The sequence below is a fragment of the Amycolatopsis sp. NPDC104819 genome (assembly GCF_055583145.1).
This window is the reverse complement of the sequence record NZ_JBVJON010000016.1, coordinates 160,620-177,605: the sequence shown is the minus strand read 5'-3', so window position 1 is coordinate 177,605 and position 16,986 is coordinate 160,620. Positions and strand designations below refer to the sequence as shown.

General features: G+C 72.5%; 19 protein-coding genes. 8 read left to right on the top strand and 11 right to left on the bottom strand.

The features are described from left to right. Positions 1-50 precede the first annotated feature (50 nt). The gene (locus tag ACZ63E_RS39000; RefSeq protein ID WP_465341347.1) at positions 51-851 is read right to left on the bottom strand and encodes an inositol monophosphatase family protein; all 801 of its coding nucleotides are present in this window, start codon (positions 849-851) and stop codon (positions 51-53) included. A gap of 29 nt (positions 852-880) precedes the next feature. Here ACZ63E_RS39000 and ACZ63E_RS38995 point away from each other — a divergent pair, with 29 nt between their 5' ends. Next, positions 881-1,585: a creatininase family protein gene (locus ACZ63E_RS38995; protein ID WP_465341346.1), complete on the top strand. Its 705-nt coding sequence runs from the start codon at positions 881-883 to the stop codon at positions 1,583-1,585. 32 nt (positions 1,586-1,617) lie between these two features. Here ACZ63E_RS38995 and ribA read toward each other — a convergent pair whose 3' ends face one another. The 6 genes from ribA to ACZ63E_RS38965 are packed head-to-tail and all read right to left on the bottom strand — an operon-like array spanning position 1,618 to position 6,551. Further along, positions 1,618-2,262 (bottom strand): GTP cyclohydrolase II, encoded by a 645-nt coding sequence (gene ribA / locus ACZ63E_RS38990; RefSeq protein ID WP_465341345.1) that lies wholly within the window; start codon positions 2,260-2,262, stop codon positions 1,618-1,620. Between the two features lie 13 nt (positions 2,263-2,275). After that, entirely contained in the window at positions 2,276-3,274 is a 999-nt protein-coding gene (locus ACZ63E_RS38985) for a lysylphosphatidylglycerol synthase transmembrane domain-containing protein (RefSeq protein WP_465341344.1), read from the bottom strand. Beyond that, positions 3,271-4,098: a class I SAM-dependent methyltransferase gene (locus ACZ63E_RS38980; RefSeq protein ID WP_465341343.1), complete on the bottom strand. Its 828-nt coding sequence runs from the start codon at positions 4,096-4,098 to the stop codon at positions 3,271-3,273. The genes ACZ63E_RS38985 and ACZ63E_RS38980 overlap by 4 nt, the downstream gene beginning before the upstream one ends. Further along, on the bottom strand, positions 4,095-5,162 hold the full coding sequence (locus ACZ63E_RS38975; RefSeq protein ID WP_465341342.1) for a glycosyltransferase family 4 protein: 1,068 nt from the start codon (positions 5,160-5,162) through the stop codon (positions 4,095-4,097). The genes ACZ63E_RS38980 and ACZ63E_RS38975 overlap by 4 nt, the downstream gene beginning before the upstream one ends. Beyond that, positions 5,159-5,557, bottom strand: a complete 399-nt coding sequence (locus ACZ63E_RS38970; RefSeq protein ID WP_465341341.1) for a 6-pyruvoyl trahydropterin synthase family protein — start codon at positions 5,555-5,557, stop codon at positions 5,159-5,161. Before ACZ63E_RS38970 ends, ACZ63E_RS38975 begins: the two co-directional genes overlap by 4 nt. Before the next feature lie 31 nt (positions 5,558-5,588). Further along, on the bottom strand, positions 5,589-6,551 hold the full coding sequence (locus ACZ63E_RS38965; protein ID WP_465341340.1) for a zinc-dependent alcohol dehydrogenase: 963 nt from the start codon (positions 6,549-6,551) through the stop codon (positions 5,589-5,591). A 77-nt stretch (positions 6,552-6,628) separates the two neighbouring features. On the opposite strand from ACZ63E_RS38965, the gene ACZ63E_RS38960 reads away from it, so the two are divergent. Further along, positions 6,629-7,408, top strand: a complete 780-nt coding sequence (locus tag ACZ63E_RS38960) for a CDP-alcohol phosphatidyltransferase family protein (protein WP_465341339.1) — start codon at positions 6,629-6,631, stop codon at positions 7,406-7,408. 4 nt (positions 7,409-7,412) lie between these two features. Here ACZ63E_RS38960 and ligD read toward each other — a convergent pair whose 3' ends face one another. The 3 genes from ligD to ACZ63E_RS38945 form a co-directional block, all read right to left on the bottom strand. After that, complete coding sequence (ligD, locus tag ACZ63E_RS38955) at positions 7,413-8,369, bottom strand: non-homologous end-joining DNA ligase (RefSeq protein WP_465341338.1); 957 nt, start codon at positions 8,367-8,369, stop codon at positions 7,413-7,415. Positions 8,370-8,407: 38 nt separating this feature from the next. Beyond that, positions 8,408-9,982, bottom strand: a complete 1,575-nt coding sequence (locus ACZ63E_RS38950; RefSeq protein ID WP_465341336.1) for a hypothetical protein — start codon at positions 9,980-9,982, stop codon at positions 8,408-8,410. 219 nt (positions 9,983-10,201) lie between these two features. After that, positions 10,202-11,086 (bottom strand): LysR family transcriptional regulator, encoded by an 885-nt coding sequence (locus tag ACZ63E_RS38945; protein WP_465341335.1) that lies wholly within the window; start codon positions 11,084-11,086, stop codon positions 10,202-10,204. Positions 11,087-11,173: 87 nt separating this feature from the next. Here ACZ63E_RS38945 and ACZ63E_RS38940 point away from each other — a divergent pair, with 87 nt between their 5' ends. The 5 genes from ACZ63E_RS38940 to ACZ63E_RS38920 all read left to right on the top strand — a co-directional run bounded on the left by ACZ63E_RS38940 (position 11,174) and on the right by ACZ63E_RS38920 (position 15,807). After that, the gene (locus tag ACZ63E_RS38940; protein WP_465341334.1) at positions 11,174-12,493 is read left to right on the top strand and encodes an FAD-binding oxidoreductase; all 1,320 of its coding nucleotides are present in this window, start codon (positions 11,174-11,176) and stop codon (positions 12,491-12,493) included. An 89-nt stretch (positions 12,494-12,582) separates the two neighbouring features. Further along, entirely contained in the window at positions 12,583-13,752 is a 1,170-nt protein-coding gene (locus ACZ63E_RS38935) for an acyltransferase family protein (protein WP_465341333.1), read from the top strand. A 257-nt stretch (positions 13,753-14,009) separates the two neighbouring features. Further along, positions 14,010-14,687, top strand: coding sequence for a GNAT family N-acetyltransferase (locus tag ACZ63E_RS38930; RefSeq protein WP_465302139.1), 678 nt, complete (start codon positions 14,010-14,012; stop codon positions 14,685-14,687). A 43-nt stretch (positions 14,688-14,730) separates the two neighbouring features. Further along, positions 14,731-15,411, top strand: coding sequence for a cytochrome P450 family protein (locus ACZ63E_RS38925; RefSeq protein ID WP_465341332.1), 681 nt, complete (start codon positions 14,731-14,733; stop codon positions 15,409-15,411). Between the two features lie 36 nt (positions 15,412-15,447). Beyond that, positions 15,448-15,807, top strand: a complete 360-nt coding sequence (locus ACZ63E_RS38920) for a PLDc N-terminal domain-containing protein (RefSeq protein WP_465341331.1) — start codon at positions 15,448-15,450, stop codon at positions 15,805-15,807. Between the two features lies 1 nt (position 15,808). On the opposite strand, the gene ACZ63E_RS38915 is transcribed toward ACZ63E_RS38920, so the two are convergent. Further along, positions 15,809-16,273: a MarR family winged helix-turn-helix transcriptional regulator gene (locus tag ACZ63E_RS38915; RefSeq protein ID WP_465302133.1), complete on the bottom strand. Its 465-nt coding sequence runs from the start codon at positions 16,271-16,273 to the stop codon at positions 15,809-15,811. 106 nt (positions 16,274-16,379) lie between these two features. Between ACZ63E_RS38915 and ACZ63E_RS38910 the strand changes: the two genes are divergently transcribed. After that, a complete protein-coding gene (locus ACZ63E_RS38910; protein WP_465341330.1) occupies positions 16,380-16,814 on the top strand; it encodes a nitroreductase family deazaflavin-dependent oxidoreductase in 435 nt (144 codons plus the stop codon). Positions 16,815-16,986: the final 172 nt, after the last annotated feature.

Sequence of the window (16,986 nt, the reverse complement as noted above, 5' to 3'; positions counted from 1 at the left end):
GGACAGCGCAATCGCGCGCTGTGGCGCTGCCCACCGTGTACCCCGGAAGCTTAACGAACAACCCCGTACGCACGATCAAGCGCGTCCACGATCTCCTTGCGCAGCCCGGCGCCGACGGCGATCGTCGCCGACGAACCCACCGTGTGCTCGCTGCCGTCGCGGTCGACGACGGCCCCGCCGGCCTCGCGCACGAGCAGCACACCCGCCATGGTGTCCCACGGTTTGTTCGCCAGGATCAGTGCGGCGTCGAGCTTTCCGTCCGCGACCCAGGCGAGGTCGACCGCCGCGCTGCCGTACATCCTGATCTTCTGCGCCCGCGCGCCGAGATCGGACAGCAGCAGGAGCCGCGCGCGGTTCTTCTCGTCGGCGAGCTCGCCGATCGCGAAGTCACCGACGGCGATCATCGCGTCGGACATTTCCGTCGCCGTCGAAGCGGCGATCCGCTTTCCATTCGCGAAGGCGCCTTCCCCGCGTGACGCCGTATACGTGACGTCGAGGTACGGCAGCGTGATCGCGGCGACCGTGCTGTGCTCACCGTCCACCAGGGCCAGGGAAATACCGCAGAGCGGAATTCCGCGGGCGAAGTTCGCCGTCCCGTCGATCGGGTCGAGCGCCCACCAGCGCCCGCCGTCGTCCCCGCTGCGGCCGCGCTCCTCGCCGAGGATCCCGATCTCCGGCGTCTCGGCCGCGAGGAACTCGCGCAGCGCGTCCTCGACCGCCATGTCGACGTCGGTCACCAGGTCACGATCGCCTTTGGCGGAAACGGAAAAACTCGGGCGCGACCGGATGATCGCGGTCGCCTTCGCCACGGCTTCGCGCGCGACGTCGAGTAGTGCGGCATGCTCGCTCATGGACTCCAACCTAGTGAAGGGACGTGCGCATGACCGACCTCTTCCCGCTCGCGACCACCGAAGACGAGCGGCGGCGGGGCGCGGCGGTCGCGGTGCTGCCGGTCGGCAGCTTCGAGCAGCACGGCGCGCACCTCCCCCTGGTGACCGACACGGTGATCGCGGCGACCCTGGCGAAAGCCATCGCCGCCGCCTACCCCGTCCTCCACCTGCCGCCGCTGCCGATCTCCTGCTCCCAGGAGCACGCCGCGTGGGCCGGCACGGTGAGCATCTCGGCCCGCACGTTGCACGCGGTGGTCACCGACGTCGCCGCGTCGCTGAAGGCGTCCGGGATCGACCGGCTCGTGCTGGTCAACGGCCACGGCGGCAACTACGTACTGTCCAATGTGGTCCAGGAGGCGGCCGGGTCGATGGCCCTGTTCCCCGGGGTCGCGGACTGGCAGGCGGCGCACACGGCGGCCGGCCTGCGCACGTCGCTGGACGACGACATGCACGCGGGCGAGCTGGAGACGTCGATCCTGCTGCACGCGCACCCGCACCTGGTGACCCCCGGCTACGAGACGGCCGACCACGTCACCGATCGGGACCACCTGCTGACGCTGGGCCTGCGGGCGTACACGGAGTCGGGGGTGGTCGGCCGTCCTTCGCTGGCAAGCGCCGCGAAGGGGCACGTCGTGCTGGACACGCTGGTCCAGCGCTTCGCCGGGGTGCTCGAGGTGGTCACCGGGATGTCGTGAGTGGTAATTCGGGTTAGAACCCTAATTACCACTCACGACGTCAGGTGCGGGAGCAGGTGGTCCATCCGCTCGGCCTTCGTCCGGAGGTAGCGCAGGCTCTCCGGGTTCGGCGGAACCAGCAGCGGGACCTGCTCACTGATCCGGATTCCGTAGCGGGTGAGCTGTTCGACCTTCTGCGGGTTGTTCGACAGCAGCCGCACCGACCGGACCCCCAGGTCCTGCAGGATGCCCGCCGCCGCGTGGTAGTCGCGGGCGTCGACCGGCAGGCCGAGCGCCACGTTCGCGTCCACCGTGTCGAGGCCCTCGTCCTGCAGCCGCATCGCCTTGAGCTTCGCGAGCAGGCCGATCCCGCGGCCCTCGTGGCCCTGGACGTACACCAGCACGCCCGAGCCCTCTTCGACGATCCGCTCGAGCGCCGCCGCCAGCTGGTCGCCGCACTCGCAGTGCGTCGAGCCGAAGACGTCGCCGGTCAGGCACTCGCTGTGCACGCGGGTCAGCGTCCCCAGCTCGGCGATCTCGCCGTAGACCAGGGCGACCTGCTCGGTGCCGGCGCGGTCGAGGTACCCGACCGCGCGGAAGACCCCGTGCCGGGTCGGCAGCCGGGTGTCGACCACCCGCTCGACCACGGGCCGGTGCGGCAGACCCCCCGCAAGGTCGGTGACGTCGCTTGCTGTCATGCCTTCCACCTCTCTAACCCGCAGCTTTCACGTGAAAGCTCCGGGCTGGTCGTGCGGAGCTTTCACGTGAAAGCTCCGTCCGGCGCATCGCGGCGACGCTCCGGACGAGCAGGACACCGGCGCCGGGCAGGCTCGCGACGAGCGTGAGCACGCCGTAGACCACGGCGACGGTGACACCTTGGGCGGCGCCCAGACCGGCCGCGCCGAAGAGCAGGGCGCAGACGCCCTCGCGCGGGCCGAAGCCGCCGACGTTGAGCGGGAGACCCATCGCGAGCAGCGCGAGGATCATCAGCGGCACGAGCTGCCCGACCGGTGCGTCGACCCCGGCGACGCGGGCGGCGACGACGAACAGCGCCAGGTGCCCGGCCAGCGTCGCGGCCGACAGGAAGCCCACGCCGGGCCAGGTCTCGCGGGTGAACAGACCCAGCCGCAGGTCGGCGAGGGTGACGGCGAAGCCGCGCCGGACCCTCGACTCGCTGTGGATCCAGCGCCCGCCGAACAGCCGGCCGGCGACCAGCGCGGCGACGGTCACGAGCACGACGACGATCCCGGCGATGGTCACGACCTCGCGGAACGCGCCCGGCACGACCTCCGGCGCGGCCAGCACGACGGCGACCGCGGACGCGATCAGCACGAGCTGCCCGGCGGTGCGCTCCAGGACGACGGCGCGCACGCCGCGCGGCACGTCCCCCGAGTCGCGGCCGTGCTGCACCGCGCGGTGGACGTCACCGAGCACACCCGCGGGCAGCACGCCGTTGAGGAACAGCGCGCGGTAGTAGTCCGCGACGGCGGTGCGCAGGGAAAGCCGCAGGCCGAGGCGGGTGGCGACGATCTGCCAGCGGCCCGCGCTGAACAGCGTCGTCGCGAACCCGATGCCGAGCGCGGCCAGCACGCCGACGGTGTCGATCCGGCTCAAGCCGTCGAGGAAGGCGCCGCTGCCGAGCTGCCGGACGAGCACCCCGAGGATCGCGAACGCGCCGAGGATGCGCAGCCACGCGAACAAGCGCTTCACGCCGCCACCTCCAGGCTCGGCGGCAGGACCAGCAGGTCGCCGTGGTGGATCACCGCGTGCAGCTCGCCGGCCGTGGCCATTTCCCGCCGTCGCTGCAGGTAGACGTCGGCGGCCGGACGCAGCTCCGGCAGCTGCTCGACGGCGGCGCCGACCCAGCCTTCGAGCCACTGCCGCTGCAGTTCGGCCTGGTCGGGCCCGAGCCGCCACGCGCTCTCGGCGCGGACGACGGTGGCGCCGAGCCGGCCGAACGCGGTCGCGGCGACGTCCACCGCGGTGGGGCCGAGCAACCGGCGCCCGCCGGTGAGGCGGCGCTGGTGGGCGTTGAACGACGCGCAGACGGTGGGGTCGAGCGGGTCGGCGGGCGAGAGCTCCACCCGGCCGGTGACCGAGAGCATCAGCAGCGCCGCGCAGCCCGCTTCGACGATCGCCGTGGCCAGCGTCGTGACCTCGTCCCTGGTCAGCAGGTCGAGCAGCGCGGACGCGGTGACCAGCGACGTGCCGGCGAGGTCCGCGGCGCGCAGCGCGGTGACGTCCCGCTGCTCGGCGACGACGTCGACCGGGCTGCCGTCGAGCGCGGCCACCGGCAGGCTGGCACGGGCGCGGGTCAGCAGCTCGGCGTCCTCGTCGTGCAGGATCCAGCGCTGGGCGCCGGGCAGCCGCGCGACCAGCCAGCGGCCGAGCGAGCCGGTGCCGCAGCCGAGGTCGCGGATGACGAGCTCGTCTTCCGGGAGGTGCTCGCGCAGCGTGTCGACGAGCTCGGTGGCGCGGGCCGCGGCGTCGGCGGGTTCCCGCAGGTAGAGCCAGTCCGGGGCGAACGCGGTCATGCCGCCGCCTCCTGCCGCTGCAGGATCTCGGCGATCCGGCGGGCGGTGTCGTCCCAGCCGGTCAGGGTCTCGCGGCGCAGCTTCGCCGACGCGCGCAGCCGCGTCCGCAGGGCCGGCTCGGTCAGCCAGCGGCGCAGGGCCGCGCCGAGCGCGGCGACGTCGTCACCGGGCACGAGCATGCCGGGCACCGAGCCGTCCGGCGCGACGCCGACGGTGTCCGGCAGCGCGTCGACGTCGGTGGTCAGCACCGGCACGCCGTGGGCGAGGGCTTCGGTGACGACCATGCCGAAGGTCTCGGCGCGCGAAGGCAGCACGAGCAGGTCGGCGGTGTGGTAGGTCGCGGCCAGCGCCGCGCCGGTGCGTGGGCCGGTGAGCGTGAAGCGGGCGCCGAGCCGGTGCTCGCGCAGCCGCTCGACGTACTTGGTCTCGCGGCGGATCCCGCCGACACATTCGCAGGTCCAGCGCAGGTCGGCGACGGTTTCGAGGGCCTGGGCGAGCACCCCCTGGCCCTTGCGCGGGGTCACGTTGGCCACGCAGACCAGGCGGGACACCCCGTCGGTGCCGATGGCCGGCGGGACGGGGTCGACCCCCGGCGGCACGGCGTGGACGCGGTGCGGCGCGAGGCCGTGGTGGCCGATCAGCCGGCGCGCGGCCCACTCGCTGGTCGCCACGACCGAGCCCACGGCGTTGAGCGTCTCGCGCTCGAGGGCGTCGAGCTCGGCGGCGAGCGCGGGCGGCAGGCCGGTCTCGTCGGCCAGCGGCAGGTGCACCAGGACCGAGAGCGAGAGCCGGCGCGCCTGCGGGACGATCACCTCGGGGACACCGCACGCGACCAGGCCGTCGAGCAGCACCGCGGACCCGGTCGGCAGCTCCGAGAGCAGGTGCCCGAGCACCGCGCGGGCCTCGGTGTCCGGCCGCGGCCAGCTGCCGGAGACGGCGATCTCGTGCACGTCCAGGCCGGCTTCGGTCAGCCGGTCGCACATCCGGCGGTCGTAGGTGTTGCCGCCGCTCGGGACGGACGTGTCGTCGATGTCCCCGGGGAGGACCACGTAAAGGCTGTTCACAGCGCACGCTCGTAACTCGCCCAGGCGACGTGCGACTCCTTCAGCGAGACGGCGATGCCTTCGAGGCCACGCGCGCCTTCGCCGAGGCGTCCGGCGTGGACGGCGTCGGCGAGGCGGTCGGCGATGACCTTCGCGAGGAACTCGGTCGAAGTGTTGATGCCCTTGAACACCGGCTCGTCGTCGAGGTTGCGGTAGTTCAGGTCGCTCAGCACCGCCCCGAGCTCTTCCGTGGCCTTGCCGATGTCGACGACGATGTTGTCCTCGTCGAGGTCGGTGCGGCGGAAGGTGGCATCCACCACGAAGGTCGCGCCGTGCAGGCGTTGCGCGGGTCCGAAGACTTCTCCGCGGAAGCTGTGGGCGACCATCACGTGGTCACGGACGGTGATGCTGAACACCCAGACCTCCGATGCGTTCGGGTGGACGTGGTCACTGCGGCTGATACATGACACGGAGGCAGAGGGCGGAAAGTTCATTCGCGGCCAGCCGGGGTAACACGGCCGGAAGATCTTCAAACCCGCACTCGGCGCTGACCAGTGCTTCGAACGCCGGATCGGCGAGCAGCTCCAGGGCGACGCCGAGCCGTTGGGCGTAACTGCGGTCCGGACGCGCGACCGTCCCGACCTGGCTGCTGCGGATCGTCAGCCGCCGCGAGTGGAAGTTCTCACCGAGCGGCACGCTGACCTTCCGATCGCCGTACCAGGACAGCTCGACGACCTCGCCCTCCGGCGCGAGGAGCTCGAGGGCTTTCGCGAGCCCGGCTTCGCTGGCGCTCGCGTGCACCACGAGGTCACAGTCGGTTTCCGCGGCTTCGGGGGTCGAGAAGCCAACGCCGAGGGCTTCCGCGGTCTCGGCTTTCGCCGGGTCGACGTCGATCAGCTGCACCCGCGTGGCCGGGAAGCCGCTGAGGAGTTTCGCGACGCTGCAGCCGACCATGCCGGCGCCGATGACGGCGATGCGGTCGCCGAGCCGCGGCCGCGCGTCCCAGACGGCGTTGACCGCGGTCTCGACGGTGCCGGCGAGGATCGCGCGGCTCGCCGGGACCGCGTCGGGCACCAGCGTCACGGCGCTCGCGGGGACGACGTACGCGGTCTGGTGCGGATAGAGGCAGAAGACGGTCTTGCCTACGAGGTCGTCCGGGCCGGCTTCGACAACACCGACGTTGAGGTAGCCGTACTTGACCGGCCCGGGGAAGTCGCCCTCCTGGAACGGCGCGCGCATGACGTCGTGCTGGCTCGCCGGGACCCCGCCGCGGAAGACGAGGGTTTCGGTGCCGCGGGAGACGCCGGAGAAGAGCGTGCGGACGCGGACTTCGCCGTGTTCCGGCTCACGAAGCGTCACGGGCCGGAGCGCGCCTTCGTCGGGACTTTGAACCCAGAAAGCCTGTTCCACGTGTTCTCCCTTGCAGGCGACCGGAGGCTGTGTCGCCGCCACCCTATGAGCAGCCGTGCCGATTCACGGAGTAAAAGATGATCAAGAACGGACTTCTCCTGCGCTCGGCGGTCCCGGCGTGGGCGCTCGCCGCCGGGGCCGGGTTCCTTTCCCCGCTCGCCTGGACGACCGGGGCCGTGTACGGCGTCGCGCTGGTGCTGCTGACGGGCTGGGGCCTGCGGCAGAGCGGCCGCGGCAAGTTCGGGCCGGCGGACTGGATCACGTTTTCCCGGGCGGTCCTGGTGGGGTGCGCGGCCGAGCTCATCGCCGACGGCGGGCACCCGCTCTGGCTCCTGGTCGGCCTGACCGCGGTGGCACTGGCGATGGACGGCTTCGACGGCCAGGTCGCCCGCCGCACGGGCACGGCGTCCGAGTTCGGCGCGCGCTTCGACATGGAGGTCGACGCGTTCCTGATCCTGCTGCTGTGCCTTCAGGTGTCCCGCACGCTGGGGCTGTGGGTGCTGGCGATCGGCCTGATGCGGTACGCGTTCGTCGCGGTGTCGTGGGCGCTGCCGTGGCTGACCGCGCCGCTGTACCCGAGCATGGCCCGCAAGACGGTGGCGGCCGTCCAGGGTGTGGTCCTGGTGGTCGCGGTGTCCGGGCTGCTGCCTTCGGCTCTGGACTTCGCCTTCGTGGCGGCGGCGCTGGCCGCGCTGGTGTGGTCGTTCGGCCGCGACGTCGTGTGGCTGGCCCGGCACCGCGTCAAGGTGCCGGTGCGGTCCACCGCCCCGGCCCAGATCGTGGACATCAGCCGCGCGACGCTGCGGCGGTCGTTCGGCGCCGGAACCGCGCGGCACGGCCACAACCAGGCGGCCTAGCGGCTCAGTCCGCTTCGCGAGCCGCCCTCGCGCGCCGCTTGCCCTCGTGCATCGCCACCACCCGGGCGATCGGGATCGTGTGGCCCTCCGCCACCAGGTCCTCCGGCAGCACGAACGGCTCCGGCATCTCGTCGGTCCACGGGTCACCGTCGGCGAGCAGGTCCGTCGCCGTGTGGACCGTGAAGTCGGCGGGCTTCACTCCCTCGAGGTCGGCCCAGCGGACCGGGAACGACACCGGGACGCCCGGGCGGTGGCGGGGGCTGTAGACCGACACCACCGTCGCGCCGCCCGCGCGGGTCGAGTCCAGGAACACCTTGCCCTCGCGGCGTTCCTTCACGAACTCCGTCGTCCCGCGGGACGGGTCGATGCGCTCGGCGCGGGCCGTGAGCGCGCGGGTGGCCGCCGCGATGTCCTCGGTCGACTGGCCCGGCGCCAGCGGCACGAACACGTGGAGACCCTTCGAGCCGCTGGTCTTCACCGCGCCGTCGAGGCCGTCGTTGCGCAACGCCTCGCGCACCAGCTGCGCGGCCGCGATGGCCAGCGAGAACGCGCCGTCCTCGGGCGGGTCGAGGTCGAGGATCAGGTGCGTCGGGCCGTTCTCGGGCTCACCGCGGTACAGCGCCGTGTGGTACTCGATCGCCCGCTGGTTGCCGAACCACATTAGCGTGCGCAGGTCGTTGCACAGCGCGTACGACACGTCCCGCTTGGACGAGTACGACCACATCGTGGTCCGCTCGACCCAGTCCGGGGTGTACTTCGGCAGGTTCTTCTGCATGAACGGCCCTTGCCCGCGCAGCACCCGCAGCACGGTCAGCGGCCGGTCGCGCAGCTCCGGCAGCATCCGGTCGGCGACGGCTTCGAGGTAGTCAAGCAGCTCGCGCTTGGTGACTCCGGCGTCCGCGAAGATTTCCTGGTCGAGGCTGCTCAGCTTGACGCCGTGGCGCTGTTCGTCGCTGCTCATCGGCCCACCTTCGCGTTCCCGCGCGAAGCGGTCAACTCTCAGAAAGGCAGCTGCGAGCGCAGCCGGTCCAGCCAGCGCTCGACGGTGTCCTCCGCGCGGTCCCGGTCGTTGACCTGCCGGGCCGCGTCCGCGCTGGCGCGGACGTGTTCACCGATCGTCGACGCGTACTGCGGCAGCGCGTAGACGTCCTGCCAGTACCCGGCGCGCATCTCGACCGTCGCGACCTCCTGGTAGCCCGCGGTCGCCGCGGCGAAGTCGAAGCCGTAGCGCTTGCCGACCGGGTCCGGGCCGTTCGCCGTCACGACGATCACCGTCGGCCGCGCCTGCATGACGACCTGGGTCGGGTCGGCGCCGCGGGCGATCGCGGCGTCGTTGAGGCCGATGTAGTCGATCGACCGCCAGCCGCTGTAGTACGGGATCGCGCCGGCGTCGGTGACGGCGAGGCTGCGGGCCGGCGCCGGGACGTCGGCCTCGGCCAGCCCCTTGCCGATCGCGATGTGCGCGCGCTGCAGGTCGGGCCCGTAGTTGGCGATCACGCCGAGGTCGGGCGCGGTCGCGCCGGCGACGGCCGACCAGCCGACGGCCACCAGCCCGAGCAGCGCGCCGAGGACGCGCGGCGCGAAGGTCCCGGCGGCGAGCCCGGCGCCCAGGCACAGGACGGGGATCGCGTGGTCGGCGAAGCGGTCGAGGTAATCCATAGTCGGGCCGGAAACGGCATAGGTGACGTACGTGACCGCGACGGTCACCACCAGCAGCGCGCCCATCGCCCGCGTCGCCTTGCGGAACACCAGCGAGAGCGTCAGCAGCAGGAGCGGGAGGAGCAGCAGCGTCGTGTGCTTCGTCCACACCCAGCCGGAGTCGAGGTTGCCGAACTTGACGTAGAAGGTGTTCGGCAGCAGCTGGCCGTAGTACTGCCAGCGCCAGACGAAGTACCCGGCGCCGACGACGACCGCCGCGCCGCTCCACCACCAGCGCGCCGGCCCCCGCGTGCGCGAGAACCAGAGCAGGAACACCGGCAACGCGGCCAGCACGCCTTCCGGCCGGAGCATGCCGAGCAGGAGCAGCAGCACCGGCGGCTCCCAGACGCGCACCCGCTCGCCGTTCAGCACCCGCAGCCCGAGCACGACGACCCGCAGCAGCACCGCGGCGAACGCGGCCGTCTCCAGGCCCGCGGTGATGTGGAAGTAGGTCGGCAGGAACACGACGTACGCGCCCGCGCCGACCAGGACACCGGTGAGCCCGGCGCGCTTGTGGCCCTCGCGGATCAGCAGGTACAGCGTCCCCAGCCCGAGCAGCAGCGACGTCACCTTGGTGAACAGCGGCAGCGCGACCCCCAGCACCGCGCCGAGGCCGGACCAGACCACCCAGGCGAAGTTGGTGAAGCCTTCGACGCGCGGCCCGTCGACGTTCCACACCGGCCCGTGGCCGTCGGCGAGGTTCGCCGAGTAGCGGAAGCTGATGAACGCGTCGTCGATCGTGAAGAACCAGGCCGCCCAGGCGCCGACGAGGAACACGGCGAGCAGCACCACCGACACGACGACCAGCGGCGCACGGCGGGCGGAACGGACCGGGGCGGGCTGGCCGGACTCGACGTCCGCCTGGATCGCCGTCATGGAACCCCCTCGGGTGGCTGTGCCGACCCGACACTGTAACCGGGGTGGCTCAGACCAGGGGACGCCCGGTGCGCAGCCGCCGGCGCAGGTCGGCGGGGGGTCCACGGCAGCCACACATAGCAGTCCGGGTGGACGTCCGCCCGGTATGCGGCGCGCTTGCCGCTGTCGACCTTGCTCTCGAGCACGCCGTGCCCGAAGAGCGCGCGCCTGTTGACGGTGTCAAGAGCGGTAGGCGGCCCGGGCGAACGCGATCAGCGCCCGCGCGGCCGGGCTCAGCGGGCCGTCGGTCCGCCACGCCAGCGCCAGCGCGCCCCGCAGCCCCGGCCCTTCGATCTCGACCACCCGCAGCTCCGCCGCGTGGTAGCGGGCCAGCGACTCCGGCACGACGGCGACACCCAGGCCGCGCATCGCCAGCTGCACCAGCACGTTCGGGTCGGCCGCCTCGAACGCGATCCGCGGGGTCAGCCCCGCCCGCGCGAACGCGGTGTCCAACGCCGTCCGCAGGCCCGTTCCCTTCGGCAGCGCCATCAGCGGCCGGCCCGCGAGATCGGGGATCGAGACCGCCGTCCGGTCGGCGAGCGGGCCGCCGGGCGCCGTCACGGCCAGGAACGGCTCGTCGAGCAGCACCTGCGTCGCGATGCCGGCCGGCGGATCGGTGGCCAGGCCGACCACGGCCAGGTCCAGCCGTCCTTCGAGCAGCCCCGCCAGCATCGTGTCGGAGTTGGCTTCCGACAGCGTGATCTCGACCGCCGGGTACCGCTCGTGGAAGCCGGCCAGCAGGTCCGGCAGCCCGACCGGGCCCGCCGACGTCACCGCGCCGATCGCGACCTGGCCGCGGACCAGCCCGGCCAGCTCGTCGACGGCTTCGCGCACGCCCTGCACCGCCGCGAGCGCGGCCCGGGCGTGCGGCAGGGCCGCGGCGCCGACGTCGGTGAGCCGGACCGCGCGGCCCGACCGGTCCAGCAGCTCCTGCCCCAGCTCGCGCTCCAGCCGCCGGACCTGCGCGCTCACCCCGGGCTGGGCGACGTGCAGCCGTTCCGCCGCGCGCGTGAAGTTGCCTTCCTCGGCGACGGCGACGAAGTACGCGAGCTGGTGCAGTTCCATAAGCTTTGATTCTAGACGGTAGACAAATCAGATCTTGGACTTCTGGTCGAATCCGTCCGAAGCTGGACGCAGACGAAAGGAGCCACCATGGACGTCACCCAGCTCACCGGCGAGATCTTCCAGCCCGGCCAGGACGGTTACGACGAGGAGGTCGCGGGCTTCCAGCTCGCCGTCCCCAGCCGGCCCGCGGTGGTGGTCGGCGCCACCACCACCGCGGACGTCGTCACCGCCGTCCGGTTCGCCACCGCGCACGGGCTGCCGGTCGCCGTCCAGGCCACCGGGCACGGCCGGACCGCCGCCGCCGACGGCGGGCTGCTGATCAGCACCCGCCGGCTGACCGGCGTCGAGGTCGACGCCGAGGCCCGGACCGCGCGCGTCGAGGCCGGGGTCCGCTGGGGCGCGGTGCTCGAAGCCGCCGGGGCGCACGGGCTGGCGCCGCTCAGCGGCTCGTCGCCGGACGTCGGCGTGGTCGGGTACACGCTCAGCGGCGGCTTCGGGCTGATGGCCCGCCGGTACGGCCGCGCCGCCGACCACGTCCGCGCCCTCGACGTCGTCACCGCCGACGGCGAGCTCCGGCAGGCCGAGCCGGGGTCCGACCTGTTCTGGGCACTGCGCGGCGGGCGCGACAGCTTCGGCGTCGTCACGGCGATCGAGTTCGACCTGGTGCCGGTCACCGGCCTCTACGGCGGCAGCCTCACCTTCGACACTCCCGACCTCGCCACGGCGCTGCGGGCCTGGCGCACGTGGTCGGCGGCCGCGCCCGACACGCTGACGACGTCCCTCGCCATGATCGAGTACCCCGACCTGCCGGTGCTGCCGGAACCGCTGCGCGGCAAGCACATCGCGCAGATCCGGATCGCCTACCTCGGCGAGGACGGCGACGACCTGGTCGCGCCGCTGCGGGCCGCCGCGCCCACCCTGATGGACACGCTGAAGCCGATGCCGTTCACCGAGTCCGGCTCGATCGCGGCCGAGCCGCGGCAGCCGCACGGGTACCAGGGCGGCAACGCGACCGTGTCGCAGCTCAACGACGCGATGCTCGGCGCCGTCCTCGAGCACGCGGGCCCCGGCGCGGCCGTGCCGACCGTCCTGATCATCGACCGCCTGGGCGGCGCGCTCACCCGGCCGCCGGAAACGCCGGGCGTCGGCTGGGACCGCGACGCCGAGTTCATCGTCCGGACGCTGTCGGTCGTCGGCGACGACGACGTGCCGTCGATCCGGCGCGCGCACGCGAAGCTGTTCGACGCGCTGGCGCCGTGGACGACCGGGCGGCTGCTGCCGTTCGTGTACGGCGAGCACGCGCCGGCGGAGGTCGCCGAGAGCGTCCACCCGGCCGCCGACCTCCGGAAGCTGCGGGAGCTCAAGCGCCGTGAAGACGCCGGCGGCGCCTTCCGCCCGGTCGGCTGAGCACCCGGCGACCGTCGGCAAAGGACCGGTAATCCAGGCCATATACTCGCCCCGACGATCACACTGACGGGGGAACCGCCTTGCGCACGATGAGCCACGAGGACTATCTCGGCAGCCGCCGGTTCCCGGGGCTCGACGGCCTGCGCGCGATCGCGGCGACCATGGTCATCTTCTACCACTTCGGCGGTCCGAACTGGACCTTCCTGTCGGGCTGGGTCGGCGTTTACATCTTCTTCGTGCTGTCCGGGTTCCTGATCACGACGCTGCTGCTGCGTGAGCAGGACCGGACCGGCCGGATCTCGCTGTCCAACTTCTACATCCGGCGCGTGTTCCGGATCCTGCCGCCGTACCTGGTGATCCTCGGCGGGATCGTGGCGTTCGTGCTGCTGCGCGCGGAGTTCCTCTCGCGCGACTTCCCGCAGGCGCTGAAGTACTACCTGACGTTCCTGAACGAGTTCCTGCCCAAGGTGACCACGGGCGAGGACAACTTCTTCAGCGGCTCGTGGACGCTGGGCATCGAGGAGAAGTTCTACCTCGTCTGGCCGTTCCTGCTGGTCGCGATCGGGATCGGCGCGGCGAAGCGCAAGTTCCTGCTGGTCGGGACCGCGATGGTGATCCTGCTGGCCCTGGTCCCGCTGACCACCGGCGGCTGGACGCTCGACGGCTCGAAGACCGCGATCTACCGGTCCACGATCCACTACTTCATCCTCGCGGGCGGCTGCCTGCTGGCGATCCTGCTGCACTACCGCCGCGGCTACGCGGTCCTCAAGCCGTTGACGCACCCCCTGGCGGCGATCCCGATCGTGGCGGCGTTCGCCCTGATGACCGCGAACCTCGACCGGCTCTGGACCGAGACGGGCCAGAACCTGTTCCTGCTCGTCGGGTACGCGGTGCTGACGATGCTGCTGCTGATCGTGCTGGTGAGCCCGGGCCCGTTGCGCTGGCTGCTGGGCACGGCGCCGATGCGCTTCGTGGGCGAGCGGTCGTACTCGCTGTACCTGCTGCAGGGGCCGGTGCACTTCGTCGTGGTGCAGGCGGTGCCTGGGCTTGCGGAGCACCGGACGGTGTCGGGGCTGACGGTGTTCCTCGTCGGGTTGGCGATCGCGGATCTGATCCACCGGTGGGTGGAGAAGCCGCTGATCGGTGTCGGGAAGCGGATCATCAGCCGGAAGGAAGCCCGGCGGGAGTCTCGGGAGGCTGTCGCTCCGCCGGCTGAGACGCGCGCGGAGCCCGCTCCTGTGGCGTCGTCGGCGTCTTAGCGCTCCGGGACCACGCCTGCGGTTCTGCCCTCCGCGGTCCGGTCTCCGGACTCCGCGCTGCCCCGGCCGGACCGACCTCGACCGCCACGCCGCCGATCGTGGCGCCTCCGCCACGATTTCGGCGGTGGGCTTCGCCGGGTTGACCTGGTCGCGGACCAGGCCGCAAGACCGTCGCCGCGATCCTCGGCCGCCAAGCCGCCACCCGGTCTTCCCGTTCGCGGACCCGGCCACCGCCGCTCCGCTACGATTTCGCCGCGATGCTGCCAGCCACCAAGGGGATCTTCGACCGGCTCACCCGGCGCGGGCGCCTGATGACCAAGCGGGCCTGCGACCGGCAGGGCCATGTGGTGCGCAGCGGGCGCTTCCTCTTCCGGACCCCCACCGCTTGGGAGTACGCCGCCGCCGTGGCGTGTGGGAGCGACCCCGCCGCTCAGCGGTGGCTCGGGTGGCAGCAGGACTCCATCGTCGCGCGGGGGGCGCGGGCCGATGCCATGCGGGTGGTGCCCGGGACCGGGCCGGACTGGGTTTCGCCGGATCCGCAGTCGCTCGACCTGGTCATGATCGACGTCGAGGCCAACCGGTGCGTCGGCCTGGTGAGCGTCCACACCGGGGAGGACGGCGGCCCCGAGACCGGCGGCTACCTCGCGCCGGACTACCGCGGGCGCGGGAACGGCCGGGTGCTCTTCGCGGCCGGGCTCGTGCTGGCCCACGAGCACCTCGGCCTGCCGCGGGTGCGCGCCGGCGCCGAGGTCGGGAACATCGCGAGCGCGCGGTCGCTGCAGGCCGCCGGGCTCGCCCGCGTCGCCGGGCCGCCGACCTACCGGCTGCCCGACGGCCGCGTCACCGCGGCGTGGTGGTTCCAGCACGACGTCCCGCGGCCGGACCAGTGCGGCGGCCCGCAGGCGACGTGGTTCCCGCCGCCGCGGCTGCTCTGAAACTTCGGCCGCCGCCGACGTTTCCGGTGGCTACCTTCACGCCATGACTTCGCTGGCCGCCCCGGTTCCGCCCGTTCCCGCCGACGGTCCCGAAAGGAGCGTCGCCTGGCTGCGCGCGTCCGTCGCCCGCTTCAGCAACGGCTCCGACCACACCCGGCGGCGCGCCCTCGCCGTCGGGCTGCTGGGCCGCGTCGATCCGGAAGTGTTGCGGCGCAAGGCTTCTGAGGCGGACGGCGACAATCATCGCCTGGTCGTCGTCGGCGTGCTGGCGGGAGAGCTGGGCCTGCCGGTGGCGGCCTCGGACGTCGTGGCGGTCGCGGCCGCCTACCACCCGCACGTGACGCCGTCCGCCGAAACCGAAGCCGCGCTGGGGCGGCTGGTCACGGCGTGCGGCGGGACCGCCGACGAGCTCGTGGCCGCGCGGATCTGCCTGCTGGTCCAGGCCTGTGAGGCCACCGCCAGGCTGATCGGCGCCGCGGTTCCGTTGGTGCTGGCCGGAAAGCCGCCCGAGGACGCGGTGGCGGATGTGCTGCGCGGGGACCCGCCGGTGGCGCAGACGCGCCGCCGGATCAACGGCGAGGACGTCTCGGTTCCGTTGACCGGCAGGCCGTTCGGCGAAGGGCCGCGCGAATGTCCGGGGCCGGCGCACGCCGTCGCGATCGCGACCGGTGTGCTCGAAGCGGTGCGGGTGACCCGCGCCACGACCGACGGCGGCCTCTGCTAAGACTTACCGCGTTCACTTCTGGGGAAGGTGCGGTAATTGCTGTACATGGATGGCCTGCTGGGCTTCGTCACGCTCGGGTTGTGGATCTTCTGTCTCGTCGACGTGATCACGACCGACGAGTCGTCCTGCCGCAACCTCCCGAAGCTGCTGTGGCTGCTGCTCGTGCTGGTGGTGCCGCTGGTCGGGTCGATCGTCTGGCTGGTCGCGGGCCGGCCGCAGCACGCGACGCGGGCCCACGGGGCGTACGAGCGCAACGCGCCCGCGTATCCGGAGTACGACCGCCCGGGCCGGTTCGCGGCGACGAGCGCGGACGACGACGAGGAGTTCCTCCGCAAGTGCCGGGAACGCGCGGAGGCGCAGCGCAAGCTGGCCCGCGAGAAGCCCGCCGAGGACTGAGCTAGCAGCCGGGACCCTCGCAGGTGCCGCGCTCGTAGGCCTCCAGGGTCGAGATCACCAGCTGCCGCTCGGCCGGGCTCAACGGCGCCAGCGCGTCGCTCCAGGCCTTCGCGCCCCGGGCCAGCCAGGCGTCGACCGCCGGGCGGCGGTCCGGGGTGATGCTGACGATCGTGCGGCGCCGGTCGGCCGGGTCTTCGTCGCGGTTCAGCACCCCCTGACGGCTGAGGTCGCCGACCATCAGGCTCGCCGTCGTCGGCGCCACCTGGAGGCGGGTGGCCAGCTCGGTGACGGTCATCGGGCCGTCGAAGAGCAGGTACGACAGCAGCGACAGGTGCCGGGGCGCCAGCGTGCAGCCGTTCAGCTCGTCGGGGACCGGGGTGCGCTTCGCCCGGCCGACCAGGCGTGGCATCAGGAGCAGCAGCTGACGCACGCCGTCCTCGACACTCGGCCCGGCTTCCGTTGACATGACGCTCGTCCCGTCGGTAGCTTTGTTTGCAAAGCAAACGCTTCGAACGCTCCCGAGCCTACCTCGGGGCACCGATCGAGCGTACCGGCTGGAAACAGGGGTTGAGATGACATCCGAGGTCCCGGGCCTGAACGAAGTTCGCGAGATGAACAAGGGGGTCACCGAGGAGTTCCGCGCGAACGCGGGCGTGGTCGGCGGCATGTTCGCGGGCAAGAACGTGCTCCTGCTCACGACCACCGGCGCCAAGAGCGGCGAAGCGCGCCTTTCCCCGCTGGTCTACACCCGTGACGGTGACCGCCTCGTGATCGCGGCGTCCATGGGCGGCGCGCCGAAGAACCCGGCGTGGTTCCACAACCTCGTGGCGAACCCGAAGGTCACGGTCGAGGTCGGCGAAGAGACCTTCGAGGCGACGGCCACGGTGATCGAGGACCGCGCCGAGCGCGACCGCCTGTACGCGGGGATGATCGCCCACGCCGAGGGCTTCGCGGACTACGAGAAGAAGACCACGCGGATCATCCCGATCGTGGTTCTGGAGCGCTAGGACGGTTGCCGGGGCTCGGCGCGGAACTGCCGGCGGCCGAGCGCCGGCACCATCCGGTTCTGATCCCCGGAACAGCATGCCGCCTGCATCGCGGCGAAATCATGGCGGAGGCGCCACGATCGGCGGCGTGGCGGTCGAGGTCGGTCCGGCGGGGAAAGCGCGGAGTCCGGAC

What these genes read in the sequence shown, in the direction of transcription:
- ACZ63E_RS38995 (WP_465341346.1), top strand. Translation starts at nt 881, where the DNA reads ATGACCGACCTCTTCCCGCTCGCGACCACCGAAGACGAGCGGCGGCGG.
- ribA (WP_465341345.1), bottom strand. Translation starts at nt 2,262, where the DNA reads ATGACAGCAAGCGACGTCACCGACCTTGCGGGGGGTCTGCCGCACCGG.
- ACZ63E_RS38925 (WP_465341332.1), top strand. Translation starts at nt 14,731, where the DNA reads ATGACTTCGCTGGCCGCCCCGGTTCCGCCCGTTCCCGCCGACGGTCCC.
- ACZ63E_RS38910 (WP_465341330.1), top strand. Translation starts at nt 16,380, where the DNA reads ATGACATCCGAGGTCCCGGGCCTGAACGAAGTTCGCGAGATGAACAAG.
- ACZ63E_RS38930 (WP_465302139.1), top strand. Translation starts at nt 14,010, where the DNA reads ATGCTGCCAGCCACCAAGGGGATCTTCGACCGGCTCACCCGGCGCGGG.
- ACZ63E_RS38960 (WP_465341339.1), top strand. Translation starts at nt 6,629, where the DNA reads ATGATCAAGAACGGACTTCTCCTGCGCTCGGCGGTCCCGGCGTGGGCG.
- ACZ63E_RS38980 (WP_465341343.1), bottom strand. Translation starts at nt 4,098, where the DNA reads ATGACCGCGTTCGCCCCGGACTGGCTCTACCTGCGGGAACCCGCCGAC.
- ACZ63E_RS38940 (WP_465341334.1), top strand. Translation starts at nt 11,174, where the DNA reads ATGGACGTCACCCAGCTCACCGGCGAGATCTTCCAGCCCGGCCAGGAC.
- ACZ63E_RS39000 (WP_465341347.1), bottom strand. Translation starts at nt 851, where the DNA reads ATGAGCGAGCATGCCGCACTACTCGACGTCGCGCGCGAAGCCGTGGCG.
- ACZ63E_RS38915 (WP_465302133.1), bottom strand. Translation starts at nt 16,273, where the DNA reads ATGTCAACGGAAGCCGGGCCGAGTGTCGAGGACGGCGTGCGTCAGCTG.
- ACZ63E_RS38950 (WP_465341336.1), bottom strand. Translation starts at nt 9,982, where the DNA reads ATGACGGCGATCCAGGCGGACGTCGAGTCCGGCCAGCCCGCCCCGGTC.
- ACZ63E_RS38945 (WP_465341335.1), bottom strand. Translation starts at nt 11,086, where the DNA reads ATGGAACTGCACCAGCTCGCGTACTTCGTCGCCGTCGCCGAGGAAGGC.
- ligD (WP_465341338.1), bottom strand. Translation starts at nt 8,369, where the DNA reads ATGAGCAGCGACGAACAGCGCCACGGCGTCAAGCTGAGCAGCCTCGAC.
- ACZ63E_RS38935 (WP_465341333.1), top strand. Translation starts at nt 12,583, where the DNA reads ATGAGCCACGAGGACTATCTCGGCAGCCGCCGGTTCCCGGGGCTCGAC.